This window comes from Ideonella alba (assembly GCF_018069845.1).
In the GTDB taxonomy this organism is placed as follows: Bacteria; Pseudomonadota; Gammaproteobacteria; order Burkholderiales; family Burkholderiaceae_C; genus Ideonella; species Ideonella alba.
On record NZ_JAGQDD010000001.1, the window covers coordinates 1 to 15,224 of the forward strand.

Annotated in this window: 13 protein-coding genes; 7 read left to right on the forward strand and 6 right to left on the reverse strand. The window is 72.8% G+C overall.

The window, feature by feature from the left end; all coding sequences use genetic code 11:
* Positions 1-215: 215 nt before the first annotated feature.
* Positions 216-1,238, forward strand: coding sequence for a LacI family DNA-binding transcriptional regulator (locus KAK03_RS00005; protein WP_210850965.1), 1,023 nt, complete (start codon positions 216-218; stop codon positions 1,236-1,238).
* Between the two features lie 52 nt (positions 1,239-1,290).
* Here the strand turns inward: KAK03_RS00005 and KAK03_RS00010 are convergent, their stop codons facing one another.
* Both KAK03_RS00010 and KAK03_RS00015 read right to left on the reverse strand, forming a co-directional pair.
* On the reverse strand, positions 1,291-1,995 hold the full coding sequence (locus tag KAK03_RS00010; RefSeq protein WP_210850966.1) for an anti-sigma factor: 705 nt from the start codon (positions 1,993-1,995) through the stop codon (positions 1,291-1,293).
* A gap of 1 nt (position 1,996) precedes the next feature.
* Positions 1,997-2,620, reverse strand: coding sequence for a sigma-70 family RNA polymerase sigma factor (locus KAK03_RS00015; protein ID WP_210850967.1), 624 nt, complete (start codon positions 2,618-2,620; stop codon positions 1,997-1,999).
* A gap of 278 nt (positions 2,621-2,898) precedes the next feature.
* Between KAK03_RS00015 and KAK03_RS00020 the strand changes: the two genes are divergently transcribed.
* From KAK03_RS00020 to KAK03_RS00035, 4 genes are all read left to right on the forward strand, one after another.
* Entirely contained in the window at positions 2,899-4,434 is a 1,536-nt protein-coding gene (locus KAK03_RS00020; RefSeq protein WP_210850968.1) for a DUF4331 domain-containing protein, read from the forward strand.
* A 104-nt stretch (positions 4,435-4,538) separates the two neighbouring features.
* Entirely contained in the window at positions 4,539-5,771 is a 1,233-nt protein-coding gene (locus KAK03_RS00025) for a hypothetical protein (RefSeq protein WP_210850969.1), read from the forward strand.
* The gene (locus KAK03_RS00030) at positions 5,768-6,934 is read left to right on the forward strand and encodes a HupE/UreJ family protein (RefSeq protein ID WP_210850970.1); all 1,167 of its coding nucleotides are present in this window, start codon (positions 5,768-5,770) and stop codon (positions 6,932-6,934) included. The genes KAK03_RS00025 and KAK03_RS00030 overlap by 4 nt, the downstream gene beginning before the upstream one ends.
* Positions 6,935-6,973: 39 nt before the next feature.
* Positions 6,974-7,609 carry a LysE family translocator gene (locus KAK03_RS00035; protein WP_210850971.1) on the forward strand — a complete coding sequence of 212 codons (636 nt, stop codon included), beginning with the start codon at positions 6,974-6,976 and terminating at the stop codon, positions 7,607-7,609.
* A 4-nt stretch (positions 7,610-7,613) separates the two neighbouring features.
* On the opposite strand, the gene KAK03_RS00040 is transcribed toward KAK03_RS00035, so the two are convergent.
* From KAK03_RS00040 to KAK03_RS00050, 3 genes are all read right to left on the reverse strand, one after another.
* A complete protein-coding gene (locus KAK03_RS00040; RefSeq protein ID WP_247660849.1) occupies positions 7,614-8,954 on the reverse strand; it encodes an MFS transporter in 1,341 nt (446 codons plus the stop codon).
* A gap of 149 nt (positions 8,955-9,103) precedes the next feature.
* Positions 9,104-10,165: a LacI family DNA-binding transcriptional regulator gene (locus KAK03_RS00045; RefSeq protein ID WP_247660850.1), complete on the reverse strand. Its 1,062-nt coding sequence runs from the start codon at positions 10,163-10,165 to the stop codon at positions 9,104-9,106.
* A gap of 103 nt (positions 10,166-10,268) precedes the next feature.
* Complete coding sequence (locus KAK03_RS00050) at positions 10,269-11,792, reverse strand: CoA-acylating methylmalonate-semialdehyde dehydrogenase (protein WP_210850972.1); 1,524 nt, start codon at positions 11,790-11,792, stop codon at positions 10,269-10,271.
* Positions 11,793-11,919: 127 nt separating this feature from the next.
* Here KAK03_RS00050 and KAK03_RS00055 point away from each other — a divergent pair, with 127 nt between their 5' ends.
* A complete protein-coding gene (locus KAK03_RS00055) occupies positions 11,920-12,903 on the forward strand; it encodes a LysR family transcriptional regulator (protein ID WP_210850973.1) in 984 nt (327 codons plus the stop codon).
* A gap of 212 nt (positions 12,904-13,115) precedes the next feature.
* Complete coding sequence (locus KAK03_RS00060; RefSeq protein ID WP_210850974.1) at positions 13,116-13,808, forward strand: YecA/YgfB family protein; 693 nt, start codon at positions 13,116-13,118, stop codon at positions 13,806-13,808.
* 11 nt (positions 13,809-13,819) lie between these two features.
* Here KAK03_RS00060 and KAK03_RS00065 read toward each other — a convergent pair whose 3' ends face one another.
* Positions 13,820-15,103, reverse strand: a complete 1,284-nt coding sequence (locus KAK03_RS00065) for an Hsp70 family protein (protein WP_210850975.1) — start codon at positions 15,101-15,103, stop codon at positions 13,820-13,822.
* Positions 15,104-15,224 lie beyond the last annotated feature (121 nt).

Below are 15,224 nucleotides of genomic sequence, written 5' to 3' on the forward strand. Positions count from 1 at the left end.
CCCAGCTACTACGCCGACGCCACGCGGGCGCGCGAGCTGCTGGGCTGGCAGGCCACGCGCAGCCTCGAGCAGATGTGTGCCGACGCCTGGCGCTGGCAGAGCGGCAACCCGGACGGCTACGCGGCAGCCTGGGACAATCGCCAGCCCACGTGACCGACCGTGCATCCACCATGAGCCCCAGCCGGACGTCCCCACCGCGCACCCGCCGCCCCACGATGACCGACGTCGCCAAGGCGGCGGGCGTCTCGCAATCGACGGTGTCCATGGTGCTGAACAACGCCAGCGGGGCCCGCCTGTCGGCGGACACGCGCGCCCGCGTGCTGCAGGAGGCCATGGCCCTGGGCTACCGCCTGCCGCACCGCGACCCGTCGCTGCCCAACGCGCTGGCCAAGCAGCAGGCGGTGATCGGCTACCTGGTCGACGAGATCTCGACCAGCCCGCACCCGGTGGTGAGCCTGGATGGCGCCCGGGACGCCGCCTGGGAGCAGGGCTGCGTGCTGCAGGTGGCCGTCACCCGCAGCAACCCCGAGCAGGAAAACGCCACCATCGCCGCGATGCTGAACCAGCCCGGTCTGGTCGGGGTGGTGTACTCGACGATCTTCACGCGCCCCGTCGAGGTGCCCGAGGCCCTGCTGGCCCGGCCGCTGGTGCTGCTGAACTGCCACGATGACCGGCGGCGTCTGCCGGCCGTGGTGCCCAGCGAAGTCGCCGGCGGCCACGCGGCCACCGAGTACCTGATCGCGCAGGGGCACACCCGGATCGCCTTTATCAATGGCGAGCCCTGGATGGAGGCCGCCCAGGACCGGTTGAAGGGCTACCGCCGTGCGCTGGCCACGGCCGACCTGCCCTTTGATCCGCAGCTGCTGCGCGAAGGCGACTGGATGTCGGGCAGCGGCTACGAGCAGGCCCTGGCGCTGATGGCGCTGCCGCGCCCGCCCAGCGCCATCTTCTGCGCCAACGACCTGATGGCGCTGGGTGCACTGGAGGCGCTCAAGCACCTGGGCCTGCGCGTGCCGGCCGATGTCTCGGTGATCGGCTATGACGACCAGGAGATCTCGCGCCACACCCACCCGCCGCTCACGACCCTGGTGCTGCCCAACGAGGAGATGGGCCGCACCGCGGTGGAGCTGCTGTTGTCGCTGGCGGCGGGCGAGCGCCTGCCGCGCGCGCTGACCAAGATCGCCGGGCCGGTGGTGGTGCGCGAGTCGGTGGCCGGGCCCGCCCGGACGGCGGGCTGAGTTCGGCGGGCTGACCGGCGGCGCGCCCAGGTGCGGCGCGGGCCCCGGTCGCTCAGCTCAGCGAGCCCACCGAGATGATCGGCCCGGTGGGCGCGCCCGAGGGCGAGCCGCCTTCCGGCTCGACGCTGACCGCGAAGGCGGCGGTGTTCTGCAGCAGGCTGTCGCGCAGCAGACGTGTCGAGCGGTCGCTGGCCACCAGGCCCAGCGAGCGCGGGGCACCCTGGGCGGGCACCGCCCACAGCTCCAGCGCGCGACCGGCGTCCACGCTCAGCGTGTCCAGCGGACGCAGCACCAGGCCGCGGCCATCGGCGCTGACACTGGCGACGAACCGGGCCTGGGACAGCTGGGCCGACGTGACACTGGCGTTGGCATTGGGCATCAGCACCACCAGCACCGGCGCGGTGGGCGGCGGCGGCACCGCCAGTGCCACCGCCAAGGCCAGTGCGGCCGTGCTGGCCAGGCCGGCGGCCACCCGCCAGGGCAGCAGCCGCTGCCACCAGGGCGCGGGCGCGGCGGCGGTGGGCGATGGCCCGAACAGCCGCGCCTCGATCGCCTGCCACACGCGTGCCGACGGTGTCACCGGCGCGATGCTGCCGGCCAGCGGCAGCAGCGTCTCCTGCCAGGCGGCCACCGCGCGGCGCAGCGTCGGGTGGGCCGGCAGCAGCGCATCGAAGCGGCGTCGTGCGGCGCCGCGCAGCGTGCCCAGCACGTACTCGCAGGCCAGGCGATCGGCCAGACGGGGGCGGGAGTAGTCCATCTCAGGCTCCCGTCGGCTCGATCGCGCCGCTGCGTTCCAGGCAGCTGCGCAGGGCCTGCAGGCCGCGTCGCAGCCAGCTCTTGACGGTGCCCAGCGGCTGGCCCAGGTGCTGGGCCAGCTCGGGGTGGGTCAGGCCGTCGTAGAAGGCCAGCGCCAGGCTCTGCTGCTGTTCGGCACGCAGGCCGCCCAGGCAGCCGCGCACCGCGCCGTCCTCCAGCGCACGCGCCAGCAGGTCCTGCGGGCCGGGGTGGTCGCTGGGCAGGGTGTCGAGCAGATCGTCGGGGTCGTCGTCCAGGCCCCGCGTGCTGACCCACACCGGCTCGGCCTGCCGGCGACGCAGGCTGTCGATCGCGCGGTGGCGGGCGATGGCGGTCATCCAGGTCAGGGGCTGGGCGCGCTGGCCGTCGAAGCTGGCCGCCGCGCCCCAGATCTTGACGAAGACCTCCTGCAGCAGGTCTTCCGCCTGCGCACGGTCGCGGTTGATGCGCAGGATCACACCCAGCAACCGGCCGCCGACCGCGTCGTACAGGTGGCGAAAGGCCGCGCGGTCGCCCAGGGCGACGCGCGACAGCCACAGGGCCAGCTGCGCCTGCGCGGGCGAGGCGGGATCGGAAAGCTCAGCCATGGCGGGTCACCCGTGCAGCAACAGATTGGGCGGATTCTAGGAACGGCATGGGGGCTCCAGGCGGTGGGTGGGTCGGGTCCAGGGTCTCTACGCAGCGGCAGCCGCCGCAGATGCACCCGTCACGCGCCCGCGTACGCAGCAGCCCGGCGGCTGGATGCAGTGCCCCAGGGCCCGGCAGGGAGATGCCCGTGCCCGCATCCGCGCCCCTGACCGGCTCGTACAGACCGCAGACCCGGCCAGGCCGCCGGGTCCCACCCATCACCGATTGAGGAGCCACCATGATCCCTTCCACCCTGCGCCTGGCGCCCCTGGTTGCCGCCGCCCTGTGCGCCCTGAGCGTGCCGGCCGGCGCATCCAGCCACCGCGAAGCACCCTTCATCACCACCGCGCCCAAGGTCGACGGCACCGACTTCTACCTGTTCACCAGCTACGAGCCGGGCCGCTCGGACTTCGTCACGCTGATCGCCAACTACCAGCCGCTGCAGGACGCCTACGGCGGCCCGAACTACTTCTCGATGGATCCGAACGCGCTGTACGAGATCCACATCGACAACAACGGCGATGCCCAGGAAGACCTGAGCTTCCAGTTCCGCTTCAGCAACCAGCTGGCCGGCGGCAAGGGCATCGCCTTGCCGGTGGGCTCGAAGAGCGTGCCCATCCCCCTGGTGCAGGCCGGCCCGGTGGCCAACGTGGCGGACGCCAACCTGAACGTGGCGCAGACCTTCACCGTCACGCTGATGCAGGGGGACCGCCGCAAGGGCACGGCCTGGACGGTCACCAACGCCGACACCGGCGCCAGCGTCTTCGACAAGCCGGTCGACAACATCGGCACCAAGACGATTGCCGACTACCCGGCCTACGCGGCCAAGCACCTCTACAACATCAACCTGCCGGGCTGCGCCACCCCGGGACGGATGTTCGTCGGCCAACGCGCCGAAGGCTTCGCGGTCAACCTGGGCGTGGTCTTCGACCTGGTGCATGCGCCGGCCGCCGTCATCACCGACCCGGCCTACCTGGGCGCCGTACCCAACCCGATCGCCAGCAGCAACGTCACCACGCTGGCGCTGGAGATTCCCAAGGCCTGCCTGACCCGCCCGGGTGAGCCGGTGATCGGTGGCTGGACCACCGCCAGCCTGCGCCAGAGCCGCCTGCTCGAGGCCGATCCCAAGAGCGGCCTGCAGCGCACCGAGCGCGTGCAGGGCGACTGGGTGCAGGTGTCGCGCCTGGGCATGCCCCTGGTCAACGAGGTGGTCATCGGCCTGCCCGACAAGAACCGCTTCAACGCCTCGGCGCCCGCCGCCGACGGCCAGTTCGCCACCTACGTGACCCACCCGACCCTGCCCAAGCTGCTGAAGATCGCGCTGGGCCTGCCCGGCATCGCGCCCAAGAACTACCCGCGCACCGACCTGAGCACCACCTTCCTGACCGGCATCGCGGGCGTCAACCGGCCGGCGAATGTGGTGCCGTCTGAAATGCTGCGCCTGAACACCGCGATCCCGCCGGTGCCCTTCGCGCAGCAGAACCGCCTGGGCATCGTCGGCAACCTGCTGGCCGGCGGCAACGACCTGGCCGGCTACCCCAACGGCCGCCGGCCCAAGGACGATGTGGTCGACATCTCGCTGGTGGCGATGATGGGCGGTCTGTGCATGGCCAATGGCACGACCGACGCACTGGGCTTCGGCGCCAAGTGCAAGCCGTCGGCGGTGCCGCTGGGCGCCACCTCGTTCAAGCTGCATGACGCGGTGGACCAGGCGGTCACGCCCTTCCTGCCGGGCTTCCCGTACCTGAACACGCCCACGCCCGGCGCGATGTGATCGGCCGCTGACGCCGCTGGCCGCCCGACGCGGCGGCCAGCGCGTCCCCGTGCGGCCGGGGCGCGATGCCACGGCCGCTCTCCCTGTCCTGACCCCCACCCACCATGTCCGGACCTCTGTCACACCGCCTGATGGGCGCCGCGCTGGGCGTGCTGGCGGCGCTGTTCACCCCTGCCGCGCCGGCCGCGCCCAGAACCCCCGGCGACGACGCCGAGCTGCTGCAGCAACTGCCCACCCGGCTGGGCGACGCGCCGCCGCAGCGCGCACGCCTGCAGGCCCCGCGCGCCGACCCCACCCGGCTGCCGCTGGCGCTGGCACTGGCCCGCGAGGCCCTGGAGCGCGCCCGCACCCGCGGCGACCCCAGCGAGCTGGGCCCCGCCCAGGCCGCGCTGGCGCCCTGGTGGGGGCTGGCCGCGCCGCCCCCGCCGGTGCGCCTGCTGCGGGCCACACTGCGCCAGAACCAGCACGACTTCAGCGCCGCGCTGGCGGATCTGGATGCGCTGGCCGACGCGCCCGCGGGCGCCACGCCACCGGTGCCGCTGGCCGTGCGTGCCCAGGCCGAGTGGACCCGCGCCACGCTGCACCAGGTGCTGGGGAACTGGGCGCAGGCGCGCACCGGCTGCGAGCGCCTGGCCGCCGGGGTTGACCAGGCCCTGGGCCCCGCCACGGCCTGGACCGGCCAGGTCTGCCTGGCCGAACTCGACAGCCTGCAGGGGCGCGATCCGCAGGCTGCCCAGCGCACCCTGGCGTCGATCGCGCGGCGCGCGGCGGGCAGCGGGCTGGACACCGCCTGGCTGGCACTGGTGCGCGCCGAGCTGGCCGCCCGCCTGGGTTCGGCCGAGGCCGGCCCATTGTTCCGCGAGGCCACCGCCGGCTCGCCCGGCGTCTACGCCCTGGCGGCCCATGCCGACTGGCTGCTGGACCAGCGCCGCGAGCGCGAGGTGCTGCGCCTGCTGGCTGACCGCGCTGAGGCCGATGCGCTGCTGCTGCGCCTGGCGCTGGCGCAGCAGCGGCTGGGCGACCCCGCCGCGGCGGCCAGCATCGCGCAGCTCCAGGCCCGCTTCGATGCGGCCCGGCTGCGCCAGGACAACAGCCACGCCCGCGAGCTGTCGCGCTTCGAGCTGGAACTGCGCGGCCGCGCTTCAGTGGCGCTGGAACTGGCGCTGGGCCAGTGGCAGCTGCAGAAGGAGCCCGCCGACGCGCTGGCCGTGCTGCGCGCCGCGCAGGCGGCCGGCCGCCCCGAGGCCGCGGCCCCGGTGCGCGCCTGGGCGCGCACCCAGGGGTTTGTCGATCGGCGCTGGCCGAGCGAGCGGCCGCGCCCGGGGGTGGGCTCATGAGCGCGCTGGGCCGACCGCTGCGCCGGCTGGCGCTGGCCCTGTGGCTGGTGGCCTGTTCGGGGGTGGCGATGGCGCATGCGCCCAGCACCGCCTACCTGACACTCACGGTGGTGGGCGAGCAGGTGCAGCAACGCCTGGACGTGTCACTGCGCGACCTGGACCGCGAACTGGCGCTGGACGCCGACGACGATGGTCGCATCACCTGGGGTGAGCTGCGCCAGCGCCAGGCCGACCTCGACGCCTGGCTGCGGCCGGCGCTCGGCCTGGGCACGCCCGCCGGCGGCGACTGTGCGGCCGGCCCGCTCGCCCCGGTGCAGGTGGACGAGCATGCCGACGGCACCCATGCCGTGCTGCGGCGCGACTGGCAGTGCCCCGCGGCGGCCGCTGCGCTGGTGCTGCAGTACCGCCTGTTCGCCCACAGCGACCCGGCGCACCGCGCCATCCTGCGCTGGGTAGGTGACCCGCCGGCCTCGGGCGCCGAGCCCATGCCGCTGGCCCCCGGCGATCAGCGGACCTGGACCCGGGCCGGTCAGTCGGCGGCGGGCGCGCCCGCCACGGCCGGCTGGGCGGCCTACATCGGCGAGGGCATCCACCACATCCTGATCGGCGCCGACCATCTGCTGTTCCTGTGGGTGCTGCTGCTGCCCGCGGTGCTGCGGGGCGGCGCGGCGGGCACAGCGGCGCCGCACTGGCGCCCGGTGCTGCTGGATGTGGCGCGCACCGTCAGCGCCTTCACCGTGGCGCATTCGGTGACGCTGGCGGTGGCGATGCTGGGGGTGTTCAGCCCACCGACGCGCTGGGTCGAGTCGCTGATCGCGGCCAGCGTGGCGCTGACGGCGATCGACAACCTGCGGCCCTTCCTGCCGTCGCCGCGCTGGAAGATCAGCGCGCTGTTCGGCCTGGTGCACGGCTTCGGCTTTGCCGGCGCGCTGAGCGACCTCGGGCTGGACCGGGCCGACCTGGCGCGCACCCTGGCGGGCTTCAACCTGGGTGTGGAGCTGGGCCAGCTGGGCGTGGTGGCGCTGTGGCTGCCGCTGGCCTGGTGGGGACACCGGCAGCCGGGCTACCGGCGCTGGGTGCTGGGCGGCGGCTCGGCGCTGGCCGGCGTGGTGGCCATGCTCTGGTGCACCGAGCGGCTGTTCGACCTGCAGCTGCTGGCCTGAGGGTCTGGGCAGGCCAGCGGCGTGGCCGATACTGCGGCCATGCCCGACACCCACACCCTGCTGCTCTTCATCGGGGCCGGCTGGCTGCTGAACCTGACGCCCGGCCCCGACGTGCTGTGCATCGTCAGCCATGCGCTGCGCGGCGGCCGTCGGGTCGGCGTGGCGGCAGCCCTGGGCGTGGTGGCCGGCTGCTTCGTCCATGTGCTGGGCGCGGCGCTGGGCCTGGGCGTGCTGCTGGCCGGCTCGGCACTGGCCTTCGGGGTGTTGAAGTGGGTGGGCGCGGCCTACCTGTTCTGGATGGGCGCCCGGGCGCTGCTGCAGCGCGGCGGCCAGCCGACGCCACTGGCCGCCTCCACCGCATCGACCGACCTGAGCGGCGCCTTCCGCCGCGGCTTCGCCACCAACGTGCTCAACCCCAAGGTGGTGATCTTCTTCCTGGCCTTCCTGCCGCAGTTCATCGCACCCGATGCCGCCCACAAGACGGCGGTGTTCCTGGCGCTGGGCGTGGTCTTCAACCTGGGCAGCCTGCCGGTGAACCTGGGCTGGGCCTGGGCCGCGGCCTGGATGGCGGGTCACCCCGCGGTGCAGCGCCGCCTGCACTGGCTGGACCGCGTGGCCGGCCTGCTCTTCATCGGCTTCGGTGTGAAGCTGCTGATGAGCGAGCGCACCGGCTGATCGGTCAGCGCGCCGGCACCTCGCGCGGCACGCGCACGAACAGCGTGGCCACCGCCGCGCACAGCAGCAGCGCACCGCCCAGCATCACCACCTGGCGCGGATCGCCGCCCAGCCAGCTGCGGTAGATGAAGGGCAGGGTGGCGCTCTGGATCAGCATGGGGATCACGATCATCATGTTGAAGATCCCCATGTAGACCCCGGTGCGCTGCGGCGGGATGCTGCTGGCCAGCATCACGTACGGATTGCCCATGATGCTGCCCCAGGCCAGGCCCACGCCGATCATCGGCAGGAAGATCATCCAGCGGTCGTGCAGGCCCGGCAGCATCAGCATGCCCACACCGCCGGCGGCCAGGCAGAAGGCGTGCACCTTGCCGGCGCCCAGGCGGCGCGTGAAGGGCACCATCGCAAAGGCCGCCACGCAGGCGATCAGGTTGTAGAACGCACCGGCCTGGCCGTAGGCCAGCGAGGCCTCGCGGAAGGCCGCGCTGTTGGGGTCGGTGGTGTCGAAGACCGAGCGCGCCACCGCGTGGATCACGTACTGCCAGTAGCAGACCATCGCGTACCACTGGAACAGCTTCATCACCGCCAGCTGGCGCATCGCGGTGGGCATCTCGCGGATCGCGTCCCAGATCTCGCGCAGCGTGGCGCCCAGGCCGGTCTTGAGCGCGGCGATCTCGGCGCGCTGCGCCTCGCTCAGCGGCAGCTCGGGCACGCGGCGGATGCTGTACCAGATGGTGGCAAACGACAGCACCGCGCCGATCAGGAAGGACACCCGGGTGATCACCGGGATGCCGTTGGCGTCCAGCGCGTCGCGGTTCATGCCCAGCCAGACCAGGATCGAGGGTGACAGGTAGCTCAGCGTCTGCGCCAGCCCGGTGAAGGCGCTCTGGGTGAGGAAGCCCTGGGCGTGCTGCGAGGGATCGAGCCGGTCGCTGACATAGGCGCGGTAGGGCTCCATCGTGATGTTGTTGGCCGCGTCCAGGATCCACAGCAGCGCCGCCGCCATCCACAGCGCCGAGCTGTAGGGCATGGCGAACAGGCTGAGCGAGCACAGGATGGCGCCGATCAGGAAGTAGGGCGTGCGCCGGCCGCGCGGCGACAGCGTGCGGTCGCTCATCGCACCGACGATGGGCTGCACCAGCAGGCCGGTGACCGGCCCGGCCAGGTACAGCAGCGGCAGCGCCGACTCGTCGGCCCCCAGGATGCCGTAGATCGGGCTCATGTTGCCCTGCTGCAGGCCGAAGCTGAACTGCAGGCCCAGGAAGCCCACGTTCATCTGGACGATCTGGCGGGGCGAGAGGATGGGCTTGGCGGCGCTCATGGTGACGGTGGCGTCGGGCGGCATGCGGCCCCCGAGTGTCGATGCGATACCGCGATCGTCGCGGGCATCGCAATCGATTGCAATGCCGGTTTTCCCGGACAAGCCGTCAAGGGGCCCGCAGCGGCTCGGGCCGCGCCCGGCGCCTGCCTGGCGCGGGGCGGCGGTCGGCGTGGTCAGCGGCTGCTGTCGCGCAACACCAGCTCGGTCAGCAACTGGCGCGAGGCCGGGCGCGCGCCGTCCAGCTGCTCCAGCAGTGCCGCCACCAGTTGCTCGCCGGCCGCCTCGATCGGCTGGCGCACCGTGGTCAGGCTGGGGTGGTAGTGGGCGGCCAGCGCGATGTCGTCGTAGCCGCCCACCCGCAGTTGCTGCGGCACCCGCCGACCCAGGCGCTGCAGCGCGCCGATCGCGGTCATCGCCATCAGGTCGGAGGCACAGAACAGGGCGTCGAAGTCGGTGCCGTCGGCCAGCAGCGTCTCGACCGCGTGCTCGATCGCCGCGGTCTCGAAGGGCACCTGGCGGGTCAGCGCCGGGTCGGCCTGCAGGCGCGCCTCGGCCAGCGCCTGCAGGTAGCCGCGGTGGCGCTGGCCGATTTCCTCCAGCGCGGTGTCGCCCATGAAGGCAATGCGCCGGGCGCCGCGCTCGATCAGGTGCCGCGTCATCTGCTGGCCGCCGGCCACGTTGTCGCTGCCCACCGTGGCATAGGCCTGGCCGGGCAGTTGCGCACCCCACACCACCAGCGGCACGCCGCGCACCGCCAGTTCATTGAGCTGCTCGTGGTGGTGCCACTGGCCGACCAGCACGATGCCGGCCGCCCGCCCGGCCTCGTAACTCTGGGCCGCCAGGTCCAGGCGGTTGACGTCGACGCGCGAGACCAGCATCTCGTAGCCGCGGTCGGTCAGCGCATCGGCCAGGCTGCCGATCAGGCTCAGGAAGAACGGGTCCGACAGGTGCTGGCGGGTCGCCGGGTCGTAGGGCACGACCACCGCGATCGTGCGGTTCTGCTTCAGGCGCAGGTTCTGCGCGCCGACGTTGATCGTGTAGTTCAGCGAACGCGCCAGCTCGGCCACGCGCAGGCGGGTGGCCTCGTTGACCAGGCTGCTGCCGGCCAGCGCGCGCGAGACGGTGGACACCGACACCCCGGCCAGGCGGGCGATGTCGGCCATTTGCAGGCGGGAGGCCTTGCCGGCGGTGGGCGGCGTGGCAGGCGAAGGCGGTGCGGACTTGGTGCGCGGCATGGATGACGGCGAGGACAAGGCTCCCCGCGTCATGGGCGGAAAGCGCTGTCCCGGATGGTAATCGCAGCCGTGGCGCCGCAGTAACCGGGTTTCCTGCGCCGACTCACTTGGCCGTCGGCATCACGAACTCGGCGCCCTTGGCAATGCTGGCGGGCCAGCGCTGCATGATCGACTTCTGCTTGGTGTAGAAGCGCACGCCCTCTTCGCCGTAGGCGTGCATGTCGCCGAACAGGCTCTTCTTCCAGCCGCCGAAGCCATGCCAGGCCATCGGCACCGGGATCGGCACGTTGATGCCCACCATGCCGGCCTGCACGCGGCGGCCGAATTCGCGCGCGATGTGGCCGTCGCTGGTGAAGCAGGCCACGCCGTTGCCGTAGACGTGCTCGTTGACCAGCTGCAGCGCCTCGGCAAAGTCCTTCACCCGCACGCAGGCCAGCACCGGGCCGAAGATCTCCTCCTGGTAGATGCGCATCTGCGGCGTGACGTGGTCGAACAGCGTACCGCCGGTCCAGAAGCCGGTTTCATGGCCGGGCACGGTGAGACCGCGGCCATCGACCACCAGCTGCGCGCCTTCCTCCACGCCCAGCGCCACATAGCCCTCGATGCGGTCGCGCGCCTCGCGGGTGACGATCGGGCCCATCTCGGCGGCCAGCTCCAGGCCGTTCATCACCTTCAGTGCGCGGGCGCGCTCGGCCAGCTTCGGGACGATCCTGTCGGCCACGTCGCCCACCAGCACCGCCACACTGATCGCCATGCAGCGCTCGCCGGCCGAGCCGTAGGCGGCGCCGATCAGCGCGTCCACCGCCTGCTCGACATCGGCGTCGGGCATCACCACCATGTGGTTCTTGGCGCCGCCCAGGGCCTGCACGCGCTTGCCGTTCTTCGCGCCAGTCTCGTAGATGTACTGGGCGATGGGGGTGGAGCCGACGAAGCTGACGGCCTTCACCTCGGGGTGGTTCAGCAGCGCATCCACGGCCAGCTTGTCGCCCTGCACCACGTTGAACACGCCATCGGGCAGGCCCGCCTGCTTGAGCAGCTCGGCGATGAACAGGCTGGGGCTGGGGTCGCGCTCGCTGGGCTTGAGCACGAAGCTGTTGCCGCAGGCCAGGGCCACCGGGAACATCCACATCGGGACCATGCAGGGGAAGTTGAACGGCGTGATGCCGGCCACCACGCCCAGCGGCTGGCGCAGCGTCCAGTTGTCGATGCCGGTGCCCACCTGGTCGGTGAAGTCGCTCTTGAGCAGCTGCGGCGCGCCGCAGGCGAACTCGACGATCTCGATGCCGCGGGTGACTTCGCCCTGCGCGTCGGTGAAGACCTTGCCGTGCTCGGCGGTGATCATCGCCGCCAGCGTGTCCTTGTGCTGGTTCAGCAGGCCCAGGAAGGCGTTCAGGATGCGGGCGCGGCGCAGCGGCGGGGTCTCGGCCCACGCGGGGAAGGCGGCGGCGGCGGCGGCCACCGCGGCGTGCACATCGGCCTCGGCGGCCAGACGCACATGGCGCGCCACCTCGCCGGTGGCCGGGTTGTAGACCGCTTGGCGGCGCTCACCGCTGCCATTCACGGCCTGGCCGGCGATGAAGTGGCCGATGTCGGCGCGGGCGGTGTAGGACACGGGGGCGAGGGCCATGGGAGTCTCCGTCGGGCAGGCTGTGCGATGCGCGCCAGTCTAGGCAGCCGTGGCCTTGCGCAGAAGACCGGCACGCTGGATTTATTGTTCGCATTGGTGAACAATCACAGTCACTGCAGACGAACCAATGACCAGCACCGACAACGCCCCTCGCCACCCACCCTGGGCCCACCTGCATGCGCTGACCGTGCTGGGCGAGGCCGGCAGCTTCACCGCTGCCGCGCAGCGCCTGGGCTGGTCCAAGGCCTTGATGAGCCAGCGCGTGGCCGAGCTGGAGGCCCAGGCCGGCGTGCCGCTGGTGCGCCGCACCACCCGCAGCGTGCGCCTGACCGAGGCGGGCCAGCAGCTGGTGGACCGCAGCCGCGGCGCCTTCGCCGAGATCGACGCCGCGCTGGCCAGCGTGCGCGACCTGGCCGGCGCGCCGCGCGGCCTGCTGCGCGTCACCGCACCGGTGGCCCTGGCCCGCCAGCAGCTGCTGCCGCGCCTGCCCGACTTCCTGCGCCGCTACCCCGAGCTGCGGCTGGAGCTGGACCTGGCCGACCGCCTGGCCTCGCTGGCGCAGGAGGGCTTTGATCTGGCGATCCGCCACACCCACGCGCCGCCCGACACCCATGTGGCCTGGCCGCTGTGCGAGACCCGCTCGGTGCTGGTGGCCAGCCCGGCCTACCTGCGCGCGCGCGGCACGCCCGCGCACCCGCTGGACCTGAGCGCGCATGACTGCCTGTACTACCCACGCCCGGGCGCCACGCCGGTCTGGCAGCTCGAAGCGCGCCAGGGCGGCGCGCGCCACCGCGTGGCGGTGCGCGGGCCGCTGGCCGCCAACAACTCCGAGGCGCTGCGCGAGGCGGCGCTGGGCGACCTGGGCATCGCGCTGTTGCCCGATTTCAGTGCGCAGGCGGCGCTGCAGAGCGGCCAGCTGCTGCCGGTGCTGCCCGCCTGGCGGCCCGTGGGCGCCTTCGCCGAGCGGCTGTGGGCCATCCGGCCGCACAGCGCCCAGGTGCCACGCGGCGTGCAGGTGCTGGTGGCCTGGTTGCGCGAGGCGCTGGCCCACGGCTTCGGCCCGGCGGCCCTGTCCCCGTCCGGGGCGCCGCGGGCAAAAAAAACGACCTGACCCTTGCGGGCCAGGTCGGCAAGTCCTCCAGGAGGACGTCGTTGGGACTGGTGCGCGTGCACTGAAGCAGCGCCTGCGAACCAATGTAGCAGCCCTGTCGTGGTGCCAATTCCCCAAGATAAGGGACATGTGTCGCCGTTACCACGGCGTTGCGCGCTTGTGCCGGATCTGAAAGTCCGCCCACCGACGGTCGCCGCGGCGACAATCCCGCCATGTCCTCTCCCTCTGCCGACCCGCGCCTGCCCCTGACCGACGCCGACATGGCCGAACTGGAGCGCCGCCTGGACGAGCTGCCCGCCACGCTGGAGCCGCTGGACCTGGGCATGTCCGATGGCTACCTGGTCGGCGTGCTGCTGCAGCCGCAGCCGGTGGCCGAGGCCGACTGGCTGCGCTATGTCTTCGACACCGACGGCCGGCCGGTGCCGCCCGGCGTGGCCACCGAGCCGATCGCTGCGCTGCTGCGCCGCCGTCATGCCGAACTGAACCGCGCGATCCACCACCGCCAGTGGTTTGACCCCTGGGTGTTCGAGCTCGACGACGAGGCCGACCCGCTGGAGACCGTGCTGCCCTGGGTGGCCGGCTTCGCCACCGCGCTGACGCACTTCCCGGCGCTGACCCGCATCGATTCGCCTGAGCTGCTCGAGCCGCTGGCCGTGCTCTACCGCAGCTTCGACCCCGAAGACCTGGAGGACGCCGACGACCTGCTGGCGCTGGTCGACGAGCTGGAGCCGCCGGCCGACCTGGCCGATGCGGTGGAAGCGCTGGTCAGCTCCAGCCTGCTGATCGCTGATGTCAGTCGGCCGCAGCAGGGGCAGAGCGCCTCGCGCGCCGGTGCGCGCACGCCGCGGCGGCCGGGCGGGTCTGGTGGCAAGCCCCGCTCGGGCCCACCGCGGGGCCGGCGCTGATCAGCCGCTGATCAGCCGAACACGCGCGCTGCGTGCAGGCCCAGCCCCTGGGCCACGCTGGCCAGCCGGTCGCCACGCACGCAGCGGGCGCTCCCATACGGTGCCGCGATGCGGGTGCTGAGCGGCGCCAGGCCGGTGGAGCCGCCGGTCAGGTAGACCGCCTCGATCGCCGCCGGCGCCACGCCGGCGCGGCGCACCGTCTCCAGCCCGGCCTGCACGATGCGCTCGAGGTCGGTTTCCAGCGCGTCCAGCGCCTGCGCCTCGTCCAGATGGCTGGCCAGACCGGGCTCCACCGCGTCCAGGTCGATCGGCGCCGCCTGCCCCTCGGCCACCGCGATCTTGGCCGCTTCGGCCGCCGCCATCAGGCCGTGTCCCAGGCGCTGGTCGATGATGGCCATCAGCCGCGCATGCAGGCCCCAGTCGGCGTAGAAGGTCTTCATGCGGCGCAGCTCCATCACCCGCTGCGGCAGGTAGACGGTGTTGATCAGGTGCCAGGTGGCCAGGTCGAAGTAGACCTTGCTGGGCACCTCGCGCTCCACCGGCTTGGGGCCGCGCGCCTTGTAGCCGGCCAGCGGCAGGATGGCGGCCAGCTCCACGTGGCGGTCGAAGTCGGTGCCGGCCACGTGCACGCCGTGGCTGGCCAGGATGTCGTCGGCGCGCTCGGTGCGGCCGCGCCGCGCCGGCCCCACCCGCACCACCGAGAAGTCCGAGGTGCCGCCGCCGATGTCGGCCACCAGCACCAGCTGCTCATGGTCCACCGTGGCCTCGTAGTCCAGTGCGGCGGCAATCGGCTCGTACTGGAAGGCCACCTCGTCGAAGCCCACGCTGCGCGCGGCGGCCTCCAGCGCGGCCTGGGCCTGCGCATCGCGCTCGGCGTCGTCGTCGACGAAGTAGACCGGCCGGCCCAGCACCGCGCGGTGCAGCGGTGCGCCCACCTGCGCCTCGGCCAGCGACTTCAGGTGGCGCAGGTAGCCGCCGATCACGTCGGCATAGCGCACCGCGCGGCCGGCGCCCACGTCGGTGGCCTGGTCCATCAGCGCCGAGCCCAGCACGCTCTTCATCGAGCGCATCAGCCGGCCTTCCTGGCCCTCCACATAGGCGGCCAGCGCGGCGCGGCCGAACAGGCGGCGCGGCTCCTCGTGGGCGGCCAGGCCTTCCAGCGCGTAGAACACCGCAGTCGGCATGGTCGGCTGGCCGTCTTCCACCGGCACCAGGCCCATGCGGCCGCCCGCACCGGGCACGGCGATGGCCGAGTTGGAGGTGCCGAAGTCGATCGCGCAGAAGGAATGCGTCATGCCGCGCCCGTCAGGAAAGGGGCGCGGATTGTGTCACGCCAGGCGCCGCCGTTTCCTCCAACGGAAGAGGCCCCAGTAAGATCTGCGCCTACCACTCATCGCCCCTCCGGTCCCACGCAAG